Source organism: Paenibacillus sp. TAB_01, from assembly GCF_043945595.1.
Lineage (GTDB): Bacteria > Bacillota > Bacilli > Paenibacillales > NBRC-103111 > Paenibacillus_S.
The window spans coordinates 1,324,968-1,343,228 of record NZ_JBIFNP010000001.1; the positions used below are offsets into that span (position 1 = coordinate 1,324,968).

General features: G+C 51.7%; 19 protein-coding genes. 14 read left to right on the top strand and 5 right to left on the bottom strand.

Going from position 1 to position 18,261, the window contains the following annotated elements; translation table 11 throughout:
- Nucleotides 1–107: 107 nt before the first annotated feature.
- From ACHHV8_RS06435 to ACHHV8_RS06480, 10 genes are all read left to right on the top strand, one after another.
- Nucleotides 108–371 (top strand): IreB family regulatory phosphoprotein, encoded by a 264-nt coding sequence (locus tag ACHHV8_RS06435; RefSeq protein WP_395157538.1) that lies wholly within the window; start codon nucleotides 108–110, stop codon nucleotides 369–371.
- A gap of 82 nt (nucleotides 372–453) precedes the next feature.
- Entirely contained in the window at nucleotides 454–873 is a 420-nt protein-coding gene (ruvX, locus tag ACHHV8_RS06440; protein WP_395157539.1) for a Holliday junction resolvase RuvX, read from the top strand.
- Nucleotides 874–878: 5 nt separating this feature from the next.
- Nucleotides 879–1,184 (top strand): DUF1292 domain-containing protein, encoded by a 306-nt coding sequence (locus ACHHV8_RS06445; RefSeq protein ID WP_395157540.1) that lies wholly within the window; start codon nucleotides 879–881, stop codon nucleotides 1,182–1,184.
- Between the two features lie 39 nt (nucleotides 1,185–1,223).
- Nucleotides 1,224–1,514 carry a DUF1292 domain-containing protein gene (locus ACHHV8_RS06450; RefSeq protein ID WP_395163436.1) on the top strand — a complete coding sequence of 97 codons (291 nt, stop codon included), beginning with the start codon at nucleotides 1,224–1,226 and terminating at the stop codon, nucleotides 1,512–1,514.
- A 97-nt stretch (nucleotides 1,515–1,611) separates the two neighbouring features.
- Entirely contained in the window at nucleotides 1,612–2,679 is a 1,068-nt protein-coding gene (gene mltG / locus ACHHV8_RS06455) for an endolytic transglycosylase MltG (protein WP_395157541.1), read from the top strand.
- A gap of 198 nt (nucleotides 2,680–2,877) precedes the next feature.
- Nucleotides 2,878–3,807, top strand: coding sequence for a peptidase U32 family protein (locus ACHHV8_RS06460; RefSeq protein WP_395163437.1), 930 nt, complete (start codon nucleotides 2,878–2,880; stop codon nucleotides 3,805–3,807).
- A 42-nt stretch (nucleotides 3,808–3,849) separates the two neighbouring features.
- On the top strand, nucleotides 3,850–5,136 hold the full coding sequence (locus ACHHV8_RS06465; protein WP_395163438.1) for a peptidase U32 family protein: 1,287 nt from the start codon (nucleotides 3,850–3,852) through the stop codon (nucleotides 5,134–5,136).
- A gap of 703 nt (nucleotides 5,137–5,839) precedes the next feature.
- Nucleotides 5,840–7,858, top strand: coding sequence for a methyl-accepting chemotaxis protein (locus tag ACHHV8_RS06470; protein WP_395157542.1), 2,019 nt, complete (start codon nucleotides 5,840–5,842; stop codon nucleotides 7,856–7,858).
- Nucleotides 7,859–8,024: 166 nt separating this feature from the next.
- Complete coding sequence (locus ACHHV8_RS06475) at nucleotides 8,025–9,593, top strand: peptidoglycan D,D-transpeptidase FtsI family protein (RefSeq protein WP_395157543.1); 1,569 nt, start codon at nucleotides 8,025–8,027, stop codon at nucleotides 9,591–9,593.
- Nucleotides 9,586–9,828 carry a penicillin-binding transpeptidase domain-containing protein gene (locus ACHHV8_RS06480; protein ID WP_395157544.1) on the top strand — a complete coding sequence of 81 codons (243 nt, stop codon included), beginning with the start codon at nucleotides 9,586–9,588 and terminating at the stop codon, nucleotides 9,826–9,828. The genes ACHHV8_RS06475 and ACHHV8_RS06480 overlap by 8 nt, the downstream gene beginning before the upstream one ends.
- Here the strand turns inward: ACHHV8_RS06480 and ACHHV8_RS06485 are convergent.
- Together ACHHV8_RS06485 and ACHHV8_RS06490 are read right to left on the bottom strand one after the other, a co-directional pair.
- On the bottom strand, nucleotides 9,822–11,111 hold the full coding sequence (locus tag ACHHV8_RS06485; RefSeq protein ID WP_395157545.1) for an ATP-binding protein: 1,290 nt from the start codon (nucleotides 11,109–11,111) through the stop codon (nucleotides 9,822–9,824). The two genes, ACHHV8_RS06480 and ACHHV8_RS06485, sit on opposite strands and share 7 nt — an antisense overlap.
- A 116-nt stretch (nucleotides 11,112–11,227) precedes the next feature.
- Nucleotides 11,228–12,280 (bottom strand): metallophosphoesterase family protein, encoded by a 1,053-nt coding sequence (locus ACHHV8_RS06490; protein WP_395157546.1) that lies wholly within the window; start codon nucleotides 12,278–12,280, stop codon nucleotides 11,228–11,230.
- Between the two features lie 197 nt (nucleotides 12,281–12,477).
- Between ACHHV8_RS06490 and ACHHV8_RS06495 the strand changes: the two genes are divergently transcribed.
- From ACHHV8_RS06495 to ACHHV8_RS06510, 4 genes are all read left to right on the top strand, one after another.
- Nucleotides 12,478–12,864: a DoxX family protein gene (locus ACHHV8_RS06495; RefSeq protein ID WP_395157547.1), complete on the top strand. Its 387-nt coding sequence runs from the start codon at nucleotides 12,478–12,480 to the stop codon at nucleotides 12,862–12,864.
- A gap of 226 nt (nucleotides 12,865–13,090) precedes the next feature.
- Nucleotides 13,091–14,314, top strand: coding sequence for a DUF2157 domain-containing protein (locus ACHHV8_RS06500; protein ID WP_395157548.1), 1,224 nt, complete (start codon nucleotides 13,091–13,093; stop codon nucleotides 14,312–14,314).
- Nucleotides 14,311–14,841, top strand: coding sequence for a GDYXXLXY domain-containing protein (locus ACHHV8_RS06505; protein ID WP_395157549.1), 531 nt, complete (start codon nucleotides 14,311–14,313; stop codon nucleotides 14,839–14,841). The genes ACHHV8_RS06500 and ACHHV8_RS06505 overlap by 4 nt, the downstream gene beginning before the upstream one ends.
- 96 nt (nucleotides 14,842–14,937) lie before the next feature.
- Nucleotides 14,938–15,087 carry a hypothetical protein gene (locus tag ACHHV8_RS06510; RefSeq protein WP_395157550.1) on the top strand — a complete coding sequence of 50 codons (150 nt, stop codon included), beginning with the start codon at nucleotides 14,938–14,940 and terminating at the stop codon, nucleotides 15,085–15,087.
- A gap of 102 nt (nucleotides 15,088–15,189) precedes the next feature.
- Here the strand turns inward: ACHHV8_RS06510 and ACHHV8_RS06515 are convergent, their stop codons facing one another.
- Genes ACHHV8_RS06515 through ACHHV8_RS06525 form a run of 3 tightly spaced genes read right to left on the bottom strand, consistent with a single transcriptional unit; the run spans nucleotide 15,190 to nucleotide 18,221 of the window.
- Complete coding sequence (locus ACHHV8_RS06515; RefSeq protein ID WP_395157551.1) at nucleotides 15,190–16,944, bottom strand: hypothetical protein; 1,755 nt, start codon at nucleotides 16,942–16,944, stop codon at nucleotides 15,190–15,192.
- A 39-nt stretch (nucleotides 16,945–16,983) separates the two neighbouring features.
- Complete coding sequence (locus ACHHV8_RS06520) at nucleotides 16,984–17,109, bottom strand: hypothetical protein (protein WP_395157552.1); 126 nt, start codon at nucleotides 17,107–17,109, stop codon at nucleotides 16,984–16,986.
- Nucleotides 17,106–18,221 carry an efflux RND transporter periplasmic adaptor subunit gene (locus ACHHV8_RS06525; RefSeq protein ID WP_395157553.1) on the bottom strand — a complete coding sequence of 372 codons (1,116 nt, stop codon included), beginning with the start codon at nucleotides 18,219–18,221 and terminating at the stop codon, nucleotides 17,106–17,108. Before ACHHV8_RS06525 ends, ACHHV8_RS06520 begins: the two co-directional genes overlap by 4 nt.
- Nucleotides 18,222–18,261: the final 40 nt, after the last annotated feature.

Below are 18,261 nucleotides of genomic sequence, written 5' to 3' on the forward strand. Positions count from 1 at the left end.
TTGCTTTCTCAACAGGAATTTTTCGACAGCTAGCGAATATGTAAGAAGATATCAGCTATTGCTATAACATAATGCTTTTCCATTTATGTTTCTAAGGGGGTGTTGGGATGAGTTCGATGGATAAAACGATGAAATTCAACGTAAAAGCGGAAGAAATCGAAACATCACCCAAGGAAGTCATGCTGGCGGTATATGATGCTCTTCAGGAGAAAGGCTACAATCCGATCAACCAGATTGTCGGATACCTTTTGTCCGGAGATCCGGCCTATATACCCCGCCATAACAACGCAAGAAGTATGATCCGCAAGCGGGAGCGCGACGAGCTGATTGAAGAGCTGGTTCGTGCTTACCTGCAGCAGCATAAATCTTAAATGAACGTAAACGGGCAGGCCGGGGCATAAGCTTCCTTTAGCGCCTGCCCGTACTTTAGGGCTTAGGGGCTAATTACAAACAATGAATCGTCTGATGGGCTTAGATTACGGAGATAAAACGATCGGTGTCGCGGTAAGCGATGAACTGGGATGGACGGCTCAAGGGCTCGAAGTGATCCGCCGTTCGACGGTAGAGCGGGATCTCTCCCGGCTTCGGGAGCTGATTGCCCAGTACCAGGTTCAGGAGATCGTCGTCGGCTTGCCGAAGAATATGAATAACACGATCGGGCCGCGTGGAGAAATTTGCATCGCATTTGCCCAATCCCTGCATGAAACACTAGAAATGCCCGTTCACTTATGGGATGAACGACTGACCACAGTCTCCGCGCAGCGGACGCTGATCGAAGCTGATGTGAGCCGCAAAAAACGCAAGCAGGTTATTGATAAAATGGCGGCTGCGCTTATTTTGCAAAATTATATGGATTCCAAAACGAAGAGGTGATGTTCATGTCTAAAGAAGAACAACTCCAGGATGAACCCGAAATTATTTTTATCCCGGACGAAGAAGGCAACGAAGAAGAGTTTGAGGTCATCATGAAATTTGAAGTGGACGGTTCGGATAAGAAATATATGATGGTTGTCCCGGTGGACGCCGAAGAGGAATCCGATGAAGTGTATGCTTTCCGTTACGAAGAAGACGGCGACGACCTTCAGCTGTACACTATTGAAGACGAAGAAGAATGGAATGTAGTGGAGGAAACCTTCAATACGCTGATGGATGAATTTTCCGAGGATGAGGAAGACTCCCGATAAACCGGCACAGGAGGCCCGCTTTTGTACGAATTCAAGGATATGAAACCGACGAATCAGTTGCGCGAAGCATACGGAGATGATATTATTTTGTATGATGACCGTGAACAATCCGTTGTTTATAAGCTGCTCGCGGAGTTTCGGCTGGGCGACCAAGGGTATGCGGTGCTGCAGCACGAACGCGCCAAGAAGGAGGATGAGCCTGAAATCTTCAGGGTCACTCCGGGTGAAGACGGCGAGCTTGAACTGGAAACGATAGATGATGACGACGAATGGGAGAACGTTTCTGAGCTGTATGATGAAATGACTTTCCCGCAAGACGATGTGTTGTAGACTACAACTTGTTTTGTAAACGGAAGCGAGCGGAGACGATCCGCTCTTTTCGTTGTTTATAAACAATGGGACGTAGCCATAGCAGGAAGGAGCTCCGGTGGAGGACAAAAAGCAAATGACGACGAAGAGCAAGCTCGTCATCGCAATATTCATTTTCTTAATAGCGGCGGGGAGCGCGGCCGTTCTATTCGTCAGGCAGACGCTTCAGCCCGTGCCTTCTTCCCCGGAGCCTCACCGGATAACTATCGCTCCGGGCACGGGCTCGGCGAAAATCGCCGCCATGCTGGAGCAGGCCGGTCTGATCCGCAATGCGCAGGCTTTCACCTATTATTTGAAATGGAAAGAGCAGGGAAGCAAATTTCAGGCAGGGGAATATGAGCTGCAACCCGGGATGACGCTGGATGAAATCATAGCTGCGTTTAACCAGGGGCTGGTCGTTAAGGAAGAGGGAACGAAGGTGACGATTCCCGAAGGCTTCACCGTCCGGCAGACGGCCGACAAGATTCATCAGCAGTTCGGTGTCGATCCGGCTGTGTTCCTGCAAACGGCGCAGCAGTATAGGCAGTTTACCGCCAAATCGTTTGCGCAAATTCCGAACGATGCCCAGCTGAAAAACCGGCTGGAGGGCTATCTGTTTCCGGAGACGTACGAATGGACGCCGGATACGAAGCCGGAGGACATGCTGGACCGGATGATGCTCGAGCTGGACAAGAAGCTGGAATCGCTGCCCGCTTCATGGCAGCAGACGCTGGCGGACAGGAAGCTGACTTTTCATCAGATGATGACCGTCGCTTCATTGATCGAGCGGGAGGTTGCCGTCGAGGAAGAGCGGACCCTCGTCTCCGGAGTCATTTATAATCGGCTGAAGAAAGGGATGCCGCTGCAGATCGATGCAACGGTTCAATATTTATTCGACAAACCGAAAGACCGGCTGTTTGAAAAAGATTTGCAGCTGGAAAGCCCTTATAATACTTATTTGCATACCGGCTTGCCTCCAGGTCCGATTGCAAGCCCGAGCTTTGCTTCCATTCAGGCGGCGATCTATCCTGCCGAGACGAAATATTTATTTTATGTAACGAAAAAGGACGGCAGCAAGGGGCATTTATTCGCTGAAACGTATGAACAGCACCAGCAAAATATAGCGGCCAGCAAGAAGAACCCGTAAGCCAAACGCGCTGAAGTAGAAGTGCGGTGAATGCACAGAGTCGAGGATATTGATGAAAAGCGCTGCGTTCGCTTTTGCACCCGATTCAATGGAGGAAGCGTTCTGCTTACTCGATCCTGGAAGCGGGTATCCATTTACAGCGGACTGTATTCACCGTTCTTCTACCTGAAATATTGCACAAGAAGGGACGAGCAAGGGATGAAAAAACCGGAGCTGTATATCACGGCAGGTTCAACGGAGCAGATCCGTAAATATATCGAGGCGGGAGCGGATGCGATCGCCGTAGGAGAGCATCGTTTCGGCATGCGTCTGCCCGGCGAGGTGACGCTGGATGAATTGGAGACGTGGATCCCTTGGGCCCACGAGCGCGGCGCCAAGGTTTATATCGTCATGAACAAGATCATGGATAACGAACAGCTGCCGCAGCTGCCCGATTATTTGCGGCGCGTGCAGGAGCTGAAAGCCGACGCCGTTATTTTCGGAGACCCGGGCGTTCTTATCGCGATCCGGCAGGCGGCGCCAGGCATGCCTCTGCATTGGAACGCCGAGATGACCTCGACGAACTATGAGACGGCAAGCTACTGGGGCTCGAAGGGAGCAACCCGCGTCGTTCTGGCGCGTGAGCTGAATCTGGAGGAAACGCTGGAGATCAAGAGCAAGCTCCCGGCGATGGAGGTTCAGGTTCAAGTACACGGCATTACCAACATCTATCACTCCAAGCGGAGCCTCGTTTCCAATTATCAAGCCCATCAAGGCCGCGAAGAAGCGGCGCTCAAAGGCTTGGAGGACGGTTTGTTCCTGATTGAGCAGGAACGTAAGGATGAGCGTTACCCTGTGTATGAGGATCAGAACGGGACGCATATTATGAGCTCGGACGACATCTGCATGCTGGAGAACCTGCATGAGCTGATGGAAGGGCATATCGACAGCTTCCGCATCGAAAGCCTGCTGAAGCCGGTTGAATATAACGAGACGGTGCTGCGCGGCTACCGCCAAGCAATTGATGCTTACTGCGCAGATCCCGAGCAGTATGAATTTCAGGAAGAGTGGCTTGATGCGATTCGTGAACAACAAGATCCGCGGCGCGAGCTGACGTTCGGATTCTTCTTTAAAGAGCAAGTCTATTAATCATTACACATTAAAAAGAGGATAGGGGTGGAACTTGTGACCATGTTACAACAGGATTTACTCGGCAAGCGCGTTCGCCTGGAGAAGCCGGAGCTGCTGGCGCCTGCGGGAAGTCTGGAGAAGCTGAAATTTGCCGTTCATTACGGGGCGGACGCTGTCTATATCGGCGGGCAGCAGTACGGGCTTCGCTCGAATGCGGATAACTTTACGTTCGAGGAAATGCGCGAAGGCGTGGAGTTCGCAGCACGTTACGGTGCCAAAGTTTTCGTCGCTACGAACATTTATGCGCATAACGAAGATATCGCCGGGCTGGAGGCCTATTTGCGCGGGATTGAAGCGACGGGAGTGGCAGCCATTATCGTGGCGGACCCGATCATTATTGAGACGTGCAAGCGGGTGGCGCCGAAGCTGGAAATCCATCTGAGCACGCAGCAGTCAACAATGAACTGGCAGGCCGTCCAATTCTGGAAGGAAGAAGGCGTGGACCGGGTCGTGCTTGCGCGCGAAGCCAGCATGCAGGAAATCGTCGACATCAAGCAGAACGTCGATATGGAAATCGAAGTGTTCGTGCATGGAGCTATGTGCAGCTCCTGGTCCGGACGCTGCGTATTGTCCAACCACTTCACGGACCGGGACTCCAACCGCGGCGGCTGCTCGCAGTCCTGTCGCTGGAAGTACGATCTGTTTACGACGGAGGAAGACCGGTCCGGCTCTCAGATCGGGATAAAAGAGCTGCCGTTGTTTAACGACAACGACGATGCTTTCTCTATGAGCTCGAAGGATCTTTGCATGATCGAGCATTTGCCTGAGCTGATCCGCTCGGGAGTGGACAGTTTCAAAATCGAGGGACGGATGAAAAGCGTTCACTACGTGGCTACAGTAGTCAATGCTTACCGGCAGGCAATCGACGCTTATTTTGCCGATCCGGTAAATTACGAATTGAAGCCGGAGTGGCTCTATGAAGTGCAAAAAGCGGCCAACCGCCCGCTCAACACCGGCTTTTTCTTTGATACGCCGGATCATGAGGATCATATTTTCGAACCGGAAGATAAAGCCGCTCCTTATGATTTCGTCGGGGTGGTCATGGAGTATGACGAAGCGACAGGCACCGCAATCATTCAACAGCGGAATCACTTCAAGCCGGGACAGGAAATTGAATTTTTCGGTCCGCAGGGCACCTTCTTTAAACAAACGGTCGTCGACATTTTCGACGAGGCGGGTATTCAGCTGGATGCCGCGCGCCATCCGCTGCAGCGGATCCGCATGAAGGTGGAGCAGCCTGTGAAGCCGTTCGATATGATGCGCAAGAAAATGGGCAAAGCCAAGTAATGAATCGAAAATGACCAAAAGAGCCGCCCTTCGGGGGGCTTTTAGGCTGTCGAGAAAGCCGTACGAAGTGAACCATGCGTAGCAACGGAGGCGGGGGATCTTCCGGAAGAGTTTACGTCCGCCTTTGAAATTCGTGAAAATACCTTCAAATCTAATTCAATTCACGGATTTCAACAGCGGCTGGAGGAGGATACCCCACCGGAGTCCCACCGGAGTTTCACACATATTCGCGGTTTCTCGACAAGCTCAGAGCCTCCCTTCGGGGGCTTTTTTGCGTTTCCTGCCAGAGAGCTGCCGCGCATATTCAGTTAATCCGGGCGGCGGAAGCGATGGCTGGGACATTTGGCCCATGGACAAAACTGGAAAAAACAATTAAGATGCTACGTGTCGAAAAAGAAAAGAAATGGAATGGAATTCTAAGGCGATGGTACTATATTTTTGCAATGTAAGCGATTAAACAAGAGGAAATGGAAAAATCGTGTCGAATAGTACTAGAGCAAGAAGAATCGTCCTTCAAGCAGCAATCTAACAAATTAGGGTGGTGATTCCTTTGAAAGGAAAACTGTCTAAACTTCAAGAGTGGACAGCTAAGGTTGGTCAATGGTTCTCAGCGAAGACGGCCAATGGAAAAGCATCAGGTAAAGGAATGGGACTCGCGAATGCCTCGGGCGGTTCCGTAGAAGGATTCAAGCTGGAAAATCCCATGAAATCAGTGGGCATGAAGCTGTTTCTTATTTTTCTGATCAGCATCCTGTTCTTCGTATTGACGGTAGGTTTTACTTCTTACAGCATTTCTAAAGGGGTCGTTCAGAAAAAAGTTGCCGATGCCTCGGAGCAGACGATTACGCAGGCCGGGCAAAAGCTGGATTTGCTTTATGCAGTTTATGAAGACTTGTCCATGCAAATTTTGCTGGACGAAGACATGAAGAGAATGCTATCTGATATCGATACGCTCAATAGAGGGGGCTATGATTATTTACAAACGAGGCAAAAAATCGGGGATAAATTAAATGTTTATTCTTATTCCAACAAAACGATCAAAGCACTTCACCTGATCAATGCCAAGGGAGAGCCGATCAGCTCGTCCGGCAACCCGCTGAACAAAGATAACGTATCCCAGGAAGACTGGTACAAGACCGTTATGGACAACAACGGCCGCGCTACCTGGCTTGAAGCAAGAGCCAAAGGCTTCTCGGAAGGATCGGGCAGCGGAGCGGCAACCTTCGGATTGGGACGCGTGCTGAAGAATACTTCGACTAATACCCAGCAGGCCGTTCTCCTTATCGAAATCAGTCTGGATGCGGTATCGAAGGAGCTCGCCGATATTCAGATGGGCGAAGGCGGACAGACGCTGATTCTTTCGCCGGATTTAAACGTAGTCTATGCCAAAGACCTGAATACGATCGGACAGAAAACATCGATTGCTATTACCAAAGAAGGGCTTCCGGACGAGAACAAAAGCACGCTCAGTACGGATAAAGCAATGCAGCTCGTCTATTTCAAATCGGCCAAAACCAGCTGGTACCTGATGGGGGCAATGCCGATTGCAGAGCTGGTAAAAGACGCGAAGGTCATTTCCAACATTACCTGGGTTATGGCAGGGATTGCCGCGCTGATCGCTATCGTGATCGGTATTGTCGTTGCTCGCATGATCGGTACGCCGGTTATCAAGCTCCGCAATCTGATGAAGGAAGGCGAGCAAGGGAACCTTACCGTACGGATGAACGTATCTTCCCAGGATGAAATCGGCCAGTTGGGCCAAAGCTTTAATCAAATGATGGAAAAAATTACGGCACTGGTACAACAGACGAACCGTTCGGCCCAGGAAGTTCTGGAGACGGCGGCCGAGCTGACCGATGCCTCGAAGAAAACGGCGATTTCCGCCAAAGAAATTGCGGTCGCAACCGAAGAAATCGCAGGGGGCGCTTCCAGCCTGGCGGTTGAATCGGAACGCGGGAACGAGCTGACACATAATATCGGGATGCAAATGAAATCGGTGATCGATTCCAATGTAGTCATGGGAACTGCCGCTTCCGATGTGCAAAAGTCCAGTGAGCAAGGGATCGAGTACATGTCCGAATTGATACATAAGACGAATGCTACGGAAGCGATGACCCGGGATATGGTAGAAAAGGTCGATAAGCTGAAGGAAAGCACACGTTCGATCCGCAAAATTCTGGATGTACTGAACAATATTTCGAAGCAAACGAACATCTTGTCCCTGAACGCTACGATTGAGGCGGCCCGCGCAGGCGCGGCAGGTAAAGGCTTCATGGTCGTTGCCGACGAGATTCGCAAGCTGGCGGATCAGTCCCGCCAATCGATCGAAATTGTCGGTCAATTTACGGAAACCATTCAAAAGGAAATCGACGAGACTGTTTCCGTACTGTCCAATGCGTATCCGATTTTCCAAGAGCAGATCGTTTCCGTCAAGGAAGCCGATTCGATCTTTAAAGAGGTTCAGAACCACATGGGCGGCTTTATCGGCAGATTGTCGGAGGTAACCGAATCGATCAGCAATCTGAATACGTCGCAGCTGGTTCTTTCCGATGCGATGTCCAACGTAAGCGCCGTTGCCGAAGAGTCCTCCGCAACTTCCCAAGAAGTCGCTTCGCTCAGCGCAGAGCAATTGAACATCAGCTCCGGCCTGGTTCGCTTGTCCGATAAGCTGGAGCAATTATCTACATCGCTGCAGGAATCGTTATCCAAGTTCGATGTATAATCGATCTCTATAAATATAATATTCGAACGAAAGAATCGTTTTCATGGTGTATCCGCACTATGAAATACGATTCTTTTTTTGTTTGAGCTGACGTATGGAAGCCAATACTGTTTACTATTCACATCATCTTACATCTTAGCGAAAGATAAGGGGATGTCAGCAGCCGATGAAGTCACCCAGTTTGAAGAAGCATCGCCTATTTTATATTCTGCTGTGCTTTATTGCAGCTTTGGTCCTGCTGAATGTAAGACTGTTCTGGATTCAGGTTGCGGCCAGCCGGAATTGGTCCTCCCATGGCGTGGATCTGGTTCAAAACTCTGTAATCCAGCGCGAGCAGGGAATTGTATTGGATAGCGGAAGAGGCGATTTCTACGACCGTAACGGCGTGCCGCTAACCGGCAGTGAGCGGAATGTATTGACGGTATTCCCGTTTCCCGCCGAAGAGCCGGAGGATCATTTCCCGGAAAATAATCCGGCCGCGGCAATCGCCTCTATTCTAGGCGTATCGGAGCCGGAGTGGGAGCGGTTCACAGCGTCTTTAAAGGCTCCTGAGGTGTGGAAGCAAGCAGGTAAGCCTGTGGATCTCAGCGATGCTCAAATTGCTCAAATTCGAGCCTTGCAGACACCGCAGCTGGCGGTGACCAAGCTGAAGCAAAGATATGCCGATGAGCAGCCGGCCAGCCATCTTATCGGGTATATCGGCCAAAATCCGGAGCGTATTACCCGGCAGTTTACGGATCAGTTTCACCGCGGAGAGCTTCAGCTGACGAGCAAAATCGGCGGAGCCGGCCTGGAAAAAACGTTCGAGCCTTGGCTCCAGGGGATTGGAGCGACTACTTTGTCGTTGTTTATGGATGCCGCCAAACATCCGCTGCCCGGTCTGGATGCCCGGACCGTCCTGCCGTCCAATGCCTACTATCCCTTGAAGGTCATCACCACGCTGGATGCGTCTGTTCAAAGCAAGGTTGAGCAGGCAATGCGAAAACTGCAGGTTAAGGAGGGGGCGGTGGTCGTGCTGGATGCCGCCAACGCGGATGTCGTTGCCATGGCAAGCCAGCCCGGATTTAACCCGGAGCATATCGATTTGGCAGGAGGCACCTGGACGAATAAGGCGCTCAAAGCGACGGCGCCGGGGTCCATCTTCAAGACGGTTACCGCAGCGGCTGCGTTGGACGAACACGTTGCCCGTCCGGACGAGACGTTCCAATGCGATGGAGAACTGGGTAAGTATGGGTTAACGTGCTGGAAGAAGGATGGGCATGGCATGCTTACTTTCGAGGAAGGATACGCGCAGTCGTGCAATATTGTATTTGCCAAGCTGTCCGAACGCTTAAGCGGAGCGCAGCTGGAGAGCTATGCGGAGCGGCTGGGGCTCGGCGTGCAGGTTGGCTGGGCGGATGCCTTCATGGAGCAGCCGGATTTTCACCAATGGGACGGAGAGGAGACGGGGCAGGTGTTCGCTGCGGCGACACCGAAGGAGGACGGAGGCGTGAAGGCACAGTCTTCGATCGGGCAGCGCGATGTCCAGGTTACGCCGCTGCAGGCGGCTAACCTGGTCGTTACTTTGCTGAACGGAGGAAAGGTTGAAGCGCCGCGGGTTGTGAAAGAGGTGCGCTATCGGAACGGCAGATTGCTGGAGGCATTAAAGCCGGAGGAGGTACGCGGCTTGCCGGAGCGAATAACGGACCTGGACCGCGAAGCGGCTTGTGACCTGGATGCAGGATGTGGTGCATGAAGGAACGGGCACGGCGCTGCAGCAAGCCCGCTGGCCCGTCGCCGGTAAATCCGGTACGGCTCAGGTGACGGATGCGCGCGGGAGCAAGCTGGTCAATCAATGGTTTATCGGCTACGGCCCTGTAGAGAAGCCGAAGTATGCCGTCGCCGTCCTCGTACAAAATGTCCCGGAAACGGACAAAAATAAATCCATCCCTCTCTTTCGTGAGGTGATGGATCAATTGGCCGATCAATGATAAGACTTGACGGGCAGCGAAGGAATGAGCAGGGAAAAGCAGGTTCCTTTACCGACCTCGCTGGTGACGTCGATTTTGCCTTGGATCATCTGGATGACACGGTAGGTGACCATCATGCCGAGTCCGGTTCCCTTATCGCGCGTCGTGTAAAACGGCGTTCCCAGCCTGCGGATTTCCTCCTGCGTCATGCCGACTCCATGATCGATAATGTCGATGCAGACACTCTGGTTCTGGACGGTGCCGATGATTTGCAGCTTGCCGCCGTCCGGCATCGCCTCGATGCCGTTTTTGAACAGATGCGTCATGCATTGAATAAACTTATCGCGGTTTGCGCTGATGATAAGCTTATCGTCAAGCTGGGTCTCCACCTCGACATGGTACAGGTCGGCAAACGGCTTGATGCTCTGCACCGCCTTTTGAATTAAAGGCTTGGCGTCAAGCAGCTCGATCGCTTCGAGCTGAGGTTTGGCAAACGTTAAATAATCGTTGACGATCGTCTGGGCTTTATCGATTTCTTCGACGACCATGCTTGTATAAATTTGGCGTTTGTCCTCGGAAATGCCGGGCTGCTTTAAAATCTGCATAAAGCCTCTGGCTACCGTCATCGGGTTGCGGATTTCGTGCGCGAAGGAAGCGGCCAGTCCGCTCAGCACGTTGATTTTATCCGTATCCTGCGATTGCTTGCGGAGCAGCATGTTTTCTTTAATCTGCTCGACGATTCGAATGACAAAGCCGAACGTAACGCCTTGCAGCAAACTGTAGACCAAGTAATAAAGAGGATAAACCGGCAGCATGGTGACATCGACCCATACCTGGATACAGTAGGTCAGGATGGAGGTGACGACGCCCAGCATAAATCCGATGGCAGTGGCATTCACCACATTGCGAGTCCGATTGTCCAGAAGCATCCATGGCTTGCAGCATAACACCAGAACGCCGCAGCAAATACAGGACAAGAGATTGCCGTACAGCACGACTGTGCTGCCTCCAATATAGAACAGATAGACGGCGATGAAGGCAGCTACAATAAGCGCAGGTCTCAAATGGAGATAGAGTAAACAGAGCGCTAACGGAATGATGCGAAAATCAAACTGCAGGCCTTCCGTTAGTTTCATCGGATGGGACATGCAGAATAAGGCGGCTAATGAACAGAGTACGGCAAAAATAACCTGATTCAGCAAAGCGTCCATGTTCTGCTTTCGGTTGATCCAAAAAATTTGAAAAAGCGTGATGGCAGAAATGATGATAAGCATGTTGAGCAGAAGCTGATTAATAAAGTTCATACAATCACCTTGGATACAAAATGAAGTTCATAATGGATCTTCTTCATCATGTATTCGACAATATTTTTTTATTTCCTCTACTTTTTTAGCCCGGACATGCATTCTTTTTTCGACAATCAGACGATGGGGATGTTCCAATCGGCGGAATCAATCCAGGTGCGGTCGCTGAATTCTCTGCCCCGAAGCACGACTTCCTGCGGGTACACCTGAATGAATAACCCTTGCGCGGCTGTGCTGGCCTGGCCGGGAAGAACACTCCGGGTTCTGCCGACAGAAGCATTGTTAAACCAGTGAAACGAGTTTTGCCGGTTATAATGATTTTCGTTGACGAAGCTTCTATGGGTATGTCCGGACAAGACAAACACGTTGCGGTAAGGCTCCAATATTTCGCGGAACGCCTTGGCGCGGATCAATTGATGGGTCCGCCCGTCGCTGCCCGGTTCAGGCAAAGGCTGATGAATAAATACGAACGCAGGCTTGCCGTCCTCATGTGCCTTCATCGTCTCCCGCAGCCAATCGAGCTGCTCATCGGAATACCAGGCCCCTTCGCCCACATCGGGCTTCTCTTCCACATAGGCCTCCTGTGACACCATGATCAGATGAACACCGTTTACCCACACATCCTTATAAGGCTTACCGCTATAACCGATGAAGCTCATAAACCGTTCCCTGGACATGGCATCCGTTTTGCCGTTCGGAACGGTGTCTGTTGAAAAAGCCCCCCGCTCATTAAGCCAAATATCGTAATAATCATGATTACCCATATTGCCGTACATTGGCGGCAGCGGATATTGATCGAGAATCCGTTTCAGCAGCTTATAGTCGCTATCGCGCCCGAAATCCGTCAAATCGCCGCCGAGCACAATCGTATCCAGCTTGGTTTCCCATTCGCTGATATCTTTCAGCGCCAGATGAAGCTTATCCGACATGGAGGATTCGCCGACTGAAATGTGCAGGTCGCTCAGCAGGAACATCGTTAACAGAGGCGGCTTGGGCAGCGAAGCCTCCTCCTGCAGCTGGAGAGGGGGAGGTTCGATTTCATTCATTGCCTTCTCGGGCTCCGCTTCAGCGAACCAGCGCCGTACGAAAGGAATGGAAGCCGCGGCGCCTGCGGTAAGCAAGCCGAGAGAGAGCAGCATTTTTTTAATAAAACGTCTTCGTGACATCATGACCAATCACCCAATTCCAGGAGTACTTTCATAGTTAAGTATACCTAGGAAGCAGGCGGACATAAAGATAGATCTTGGATTGCAGCCCTTAAAAAGGATATATTTTTTTCGAAAAAAAAGATTGACTTAAGGCATGTACAACATGTAATATACTAACATAAAGTAAGTTGTTGAATAAACTTAAGGGAGTGTTGAATGTGGTTAGTACAGGACTTTTAATTATTCGTTTGGTTGTGGGGTTGTTATTTGCGGGGCACGGCGCACAGAAGCTGTTTGGCTGGTTTGGAGGTCACGGGTTGAAAGGAACCGGCGGCTGGTTCGATTCCATCGGTTTAAAGCCAGGCTTCCTGGTGGCTCTGCTGGCAGGCTTGGCTGAGCTGATCGGCGGACTGCTGTTCGCCGCGGGAGTGTGGACTTCGGTAGGAGGCATTTTGATTGCGCTGACTATGATCGGGGCGATTATTACCGTTCACGGGAAAAATGGCCTATGGGTGACCTCGAACGGAATTGAGTACAACCTGGTGCTGCTAGCGGTCGCGATCGGCGTCGCATTGATCGGCCCTGGGGCTTATGTTCTATTCTGATCCAACCACAGCCTTGAATCGGAATTGGAGCAGGATATTCCGCGGGGGTACCGCTTAAATCCATCGGTTTCTCAACAAGTTCGAGCTTCCAGCTTTTTAGCTGGAGGCTTTTTTGTGTAATAAGTTGTATGGAAGCCGACCGGTACTAGAGAAAGATAGTACTTCTTTTTATGAAAGGAAAGGCTATACTGAAAACAAAGGTACTGGAAGAAAGAGGTGTTCTGCAATGAGTCGGAAGTGGGTTGAAAAGGAAGGACTGGGATGGGTAGAGAAAAACATCATCTCGCGCGAGCAGTATGACCAGATCGTTCAATTATACGCGGAGCAAAAGCATGCGATCGGCATGCTCCCTTTACTCGGCAGCGTTTTGCTGGGACTGGGCATTCTGAGCTTCATCGCCGCCAACTGGCAGGAAATTCCGCAGCTGCTCCGTTTGTTGATGATCGTTGTGGTAATGGTCGGATTTTATGCCGGCGGCGAGCAGTTTTTGCGTAAGGGGCACGGCAAGCTGGGAATAGCGCTGACGGCGCTGGGGCTAGTATCGTTCGGCGCTGGAATCATTCTGGTCGGACAAATGTTTCATCTGGTTGCCTATGACCTGACCTCGTTCACTGTGTGGGGGCTGGCAGGAATTGTTCTAACCTATATGTACCGGAGCCGGTTCCTATACCTGATCAGCCTGCTTATCTTCACAGGGGCTCAATGGTACAGCACGCTCGAGCTGCATCAATTCAGCTATGCCGCTCTGGTCATCATGGCCGTCGGCCTCGGTTATTTCACATGGCAGCGTCAAAGCACGCTGTTGACCTGGTGCTACAGTCTCAGCTTTGTACTGCAATGCCTGATGCTGGTTTTTGTCAAGGACTGGCCGCTGCTGTGGCTGTTCATTCCGGTGATGGCGCTGTACGCCGCAGGCGATTGGATTCGGGATCGCAGCAGCGGCTATGCGGTACAGACGGTGCCATTGATTGCGGCGTATGTATTCGCTGTCTCTATGGTGCTGCTATGGGATATTAGATCTTCTTCCGATCTGGATGAAATTCTCGCCCAGCCAGCCTATTATTTGATTGCATTGGTGGTGCTGTTCGCTATTTCGGTATTGGGCAAGCTGCGGCAGGCAAGGGGCTCCAGTGCTTTTGAATGGATCCTGCTTGCGCCGTTCGTTTATTTGCCGGGCGGGATTGAAGTGCTGTACCTGCTGGCCTTGTTCTTCTTCTCGTTCTATGTGCTGTGGCGCGGCTATATGGAGCAGTGGCGGTTTAAAATTAACTTCGGTACCGTCTTGTTCCTCTGCAGCACGATGGTTGCCTACGGAAAGCTGACGTGGGATTTCATGGACAAATCGTTGTTCTTTATTATAGGCGGGCTGCTGCTGCTTGCTCTCAGCTGGGTGTTGAACCGGCGCAAAAAACAAGTGCTGGAGGATACCAAGGGAGGGAAAACGTCATGAGCCAAAAAACAATCGGCCGCTGGACTCAGCTGATCATCCTGCTTGTTCTCCAGGTGCTGTTTCTAGGCGGGATAGCGGGATCTTATTACGCCGTTGGCTGGTTCGGTCAAGAAATCCGGATCAAGACAGCGCCCGTAGACCCGAGGGATCTGCTGTATGGCGATTATGTCACCTTAAGCTATGAAATCAGCCAGCTGCGTCCTGAGCTGTGGAAGGATCAGGCGCCGGTTCCTGCGCGGGGAAGCAAAGTTTATGTTCTGTTGAAGCAGGGAAGCGGGAATCCCGCTGTTTATGAGGCGGCAGGGCTGTACGGCTCCAAACCGTCTGCACAGCCTGGAGAGGTCATCCTGCAAGGACAGGTGGACAGCAGCTGGGATCAGGCGATCCGGGTAACATACGGAATTGAGAAATATTATGTGCCGGAAGGCACGGGAAAAGAGCTGGAGAAGGAAGCCGGAAACATGATTGCCAAGGTGAAAATCGCATCCTGGGGGCAGAAGAAGCTCGAAGGCTTGGAAAATTTTTAGAGCGGGGCGGCCGCGTTTCTTAACGTTGTTTTAAGGTTCCTTTCATGCTTCTATGCCACAATAAAGGCAACGGCAAAGGGAAGGGATGGGACGACAATGGAACTAAAGAAACGAAGCATACGCTTGGTTATGGCCGCTTTTATCTTATTCGGGGCGACAGTCGGTATTTATGAATGCCACGAGGCAGTTGCGTCGCACGCGGCTAACTCGGATCTGCTGCTGAAGCAGGAGGTTCCGTCCCGATAATGCGCGCGATGAATTCCCGTTACTATAAGAAAATAAACCAAAAAACTGGCTTGTGACCACCCGGGTAGAGGTCTCGCCAGTCTTTTTGGATTTTAGCTGAAATTATTTTGCTTGATTAAGCGTTCCGACGAGTCTTCTGGCCGGTTCGCTCGGCGTATCGATCACTTCATACATATTCAGCGTTAACGGATATTCCAGCTGATCGGATTGCGTATCTTTGAAGTAGATCAGCTGCTGGCCGGTCGTCAACCGGTTTTCTCCGTTCAAGTCGAGCGTTGTAGACGCTATCGTGCGGCCGCTTGCATTCTCAAGCTCCATCAGAAGCTTGCTGTACTTCGCGTCCACCATTACAGAATCATTGCTGATTAAGTCCATGTTAATACTCAGCTTGTAGTTGTATGCATAGGATTGCGTCGTTTGGTTGATCCCGGCAATGGTGCTCAGAGCCCAGTCATGAATGTTCAACTCGTAAGGATACATGACCAGATGCAGAGGCTCCTGCGAAGGGTGGGAAACATTCAAGATCGCTTGCGAGAAGGTGACCTTGTAAGGTGCCGCCGTTTTATCGTCGATAAGCTTCAGCACATACTGCTCTTTGGCGTCTTTCAAAGGAAGAACGAACGCATACGTCACGACATAATCGGTGCCGGGCACGACCAAGGCTGCGGCTGCATTCGTGCGAACGCCGGCATAGGAGAAGCCGCTGCCCACCAGTTCAGCCGCGAATTGCGGAACCGGGAGCGGCTTATCGCTGCGATTCGAAAACTTCAGCTTGACGACGCCGGTCTGGTAGCCCATGCCTTTGTTTTCATACATTTGCAGATCAACGACAGACACGGAAATATTCGGATTGACCACATTGTTGATCGGATCAATAGGCAATGGAGTATTCATCGTATAAGAAACCGGCTGCGTGCTGTCATTCGTCGTTTGCTCGGCGGTTGGAAGTCCGATGCTGAGACGGCCGATAGTATAGCTGACATTGGCGGCAGCATCCGTGCGGTTAGGCGAAATATAGGACTCCGTGGTCGACAAAGTAAAGCTGTTCAGCTGCGTATCCAAATCGGTCGGTATCGAGAAGTAAATGTACTTTTTCCCGCCGGGATCCAGCGAACTGACATTCTGATCGGACGGGCTGCCTTTGTAAATCTGAGAAGCCGATTTGCCGTTCAAAGTAATGGCCGGGATCGTCTCGGTCTGAATCCCCGGATTTTGTACGAGCAGCTTGACCAGCTGTACAGGATTCTGCCCCTTGAAGTCGGTTGTCAAGCTTACCGGAGTGTAGGTTAAAGCTGAGTCGACGGAAGGAATCGTAAACGTTTCGCCCCAGGCTTTAACAGCCGATGGGTCGGTCACAGCCGAATTATCGCCGTACCAGACCAGGTTGCTTACCGGCAGGTCCAGCATCGTCGTCTCTACTTTCGGGTAAACGTCCTTGTTGACGTCAATCCAGATAAGATCCGTGGGCTTCACGTCCACGGGCAGATCCACCTGCGCCAAATAACTCAGCGTGCTGTTGGACATCGGCGGAACGGAAACCGGGTTGTCGGCACTGCCCCGCAGCACATATTTCGCGCCGTTTTCCGTCAGGACACGAACTTCAAAGTCCGGGACGCGGACCGTGTCGTTGGATACATTATACATTTTGACCTGTACGCCGATACGGGTGCCGCTTAGTGTATGCTCGCTCAGCAGACCGTTGATTTTGACCTGCAGCGGTCCTTGCAGCGTAGCGGGATACCGGTTGTCGATCGCGATTTCCTGAGCGCCGTCCGCGAAGACGGCTGCGCCTTGGAACGTCAGCAGCGCGGATGAAATAAGAGCGGCCGTCACGGCCTTTTTCAACATGATTTTCATGGTTCTCCTCCAATGATATGCTTACGGCTCCAGCAAGTCTTACTTGCGAACCTCGACTTTATCCTGATCCTTCAGATCCTGCACGCCGGAGACGACGATCTGTTCGCCATCCTTCACGCCGCTCAGCACTTCCTTGGCGGAATCGACGCTGCGTCCCAAAGTCACTTTTCTTTCTCGGCCTGCTCGCCGTTTACCACATAGACATAGCTGTCGTTGCCTTCTTTTACGATGCCGGCGGTAGGTACGGTCACGATATCCTGAACCGTATCCTCGCCGAGCTGCAGCTTGACGCGCATCCCGCTTTTCAGCTTCAGGTCGGGATTCGCCGTACTCAGCTCAAGCACGAAGGTTTTGCTCTGCGGACTCATCACGTCCGCCAAATAACTGACGGTCCTGGTCCATGTATCGCTGCTTCCCGGTACGGTAAATGTCAGCTCTTTCTTGCCGCGGACAAGCTTGACCGCAGTTTCCGTCAAATCGGCATGGATTTTGATCGGATTTTGCTGCTGGATAACCCCAACGACGGAGTTCGCCTGCACGGTAACGCCTTGCTCGGGACTCAGCTCAGTCAAGATGCCGCTGATCGGCGCTTTAACCTCGAAGTCGGAGAGCGTCTTGTCGATATCCTGCAGCGATACGTCCGCGGCTTCCAGCTGAATTCTCAGTGAGGCCAAGGGATCGGTGGCATCGAGATTGGCCAGCTGCTTCTGGGCCGTATCAAGATCAAGACGAGCGGTTTTCAGCTGGGTCTCCACTTTCTCCATCTGATTCTTGGTAGCAAGACCGGCGTCGTAATCGTTGCGCGTGTTATTGTAGGTCTTTTCCATATCGGCGATACTCAGCTTCAGCTTCTCGACCGTATTCTGAAGAACGCCGCGGTTCGTGGCGAGATCCTCTCGGGTTTTATCGATTTGCGCCTGCAGGTTTTGCTTGGACAGCTCCGTCTTGGTCCGGGCTCTTTCCGTATCCTCCGTGTCGAGCGAGAACAGCACCTCGCCCTGCTGGACGGCATCCCCGCGTTTTTTCAGCATGTTTTTCACGTCGCCGCCGGCTTTGGCTATGACGTTGACTTGAGAGGAAGACACGACATCCGCATCAATCTCCTGCTTTTCATTGACTTTCTGCTTCGCGGCCAGAGCCGTTTTGACGGATTTGACGCCGCTGCCGCTTGCTCCGCTGACGGAGCAGCCCGCTGCGACCATGCCGCTCAAAGCGACAATCATACCGGTGAGAAGCATGTGGTTCAAGCGGTTACGTTTGGAAATCCTACTCATCATTTGGATATGTACCCCTTTACAATAAAATCGTTGCGTAAAT

What these genes read in the sequence shown, in the direction of transcription:
- ACHHV8_RS06435 (WP_395157538.1), top strand. Translation starts at nt 108, where the DNA reads ATGAGTTCGATGGATAAAACGATGAAATTCAACGTAAAAGCGGAAGAA.
- ruvX (WP_395157539.1), top strand. Translation starts at nt 454, where the DNA reads ATGAATCGTCTGATGGGCTTAGATTACGGAGATAAAACGATCGGTGTC.
- ACHHV8_RS06445 (WP_395157540.1), top strand. Translation starts at nt 879, where the DNA reads ATGTCTAAAGAAGAACAACTCCAGGATGAACCCGAAATTATTTTTATC.
- ACHHV8_RS06450 (WP_395163436.1), top strand. Translation starts at nt 1,224, where the DNA reads ATGAAACCGACGAATCAGTTGCGCGAAGCATACGGAGATGATATTATT.
- ACHHV8_RS06460 (WP_395163437.1), top strand. Translation starts at nt 2,878, where the DNA reads ATGAAAAAACCGGAGCTGTATATCACGGCAGGTTCAACGGAGCAGATC.
- ACHHV8_RS06465 (WP_395163438.1), top strand. Translation starts at nt 3,850, where the DNA reads ATGTTACAACAGGATTTACTCGGCAAGCGCGTTCGCCTGGAGAAGCCG.
- ACHHV8_RS06470 (WP_395157542.1), top strand. Translation starts at nt 5,840, where the DNA reads ATGAAATCAGTGGGCATGAAGCTGTTTCTTATTTTTCTGATCAGCATC.
- ACHHV8_RS06475 (WP_395157543.1), top strand. Translation starts at nt 8,025, where the DNA reads ATGAAGTCACCCAGTTTGAAGAAGCATCGCCTATTTTATATTCTGCTG.
- ACHHV8_RS06485 (WP_395157545.1), bottom strand. Translation starts at nt 11,111, where the DNA reads ATGAACTTTATTAATCAGCTTCTGCTCAACATGCTTATCATCATTTCT.
- ACHHV8_RS06490 (WP_395157546.1), bottom strand. Translation starts at nt 12,280, where the DNA reads ATGATGTCACGAAGACGTTTTATTAAAAAAATGCTGCTCTCTCTCGGC.
- ACHHV8_RS06500 (WP_395157548.1), top strand. Translation starts at nt 13,091, where the DNA reads ATGAGTCGGAAGTGGGTTGAAAAGGAAGGACTGGGATGGGTAGAGAAA.
- ACHHV8_RS06505 (WP_395157549.1), top strand. Translation starts at nt 14,311, where the DNA reads ATGAGCCAAAAAACAATCGGCCGCTGGACTCAGCTGATCATCCTGCTT.
- ACHHV8_RS06510 (WP_395157550.1), top strand. Translation starts at nt 14,938, where the DNA reads ATGGAACTAAAGAAACGAAGCATACGCTTGGTTATGGCCGCTTTTATC.
- ACHHV8_RS06515 (WP_395157551.1), bottom strand. Translation starts at nt 16,944, where the DNA reads ATGAAAATCATGTTGAAAAAGGCCGTGACGGCCGCTCTTATTTCATCC.
- ACHHV8_RS06525 (WP_395157553.1), bottom strand. Translation starts at nt 18,221, where the DNA reads ATGATGAGTAGGATTTCCAAACGTAACCGCTTGAACCACATGCTTCTC.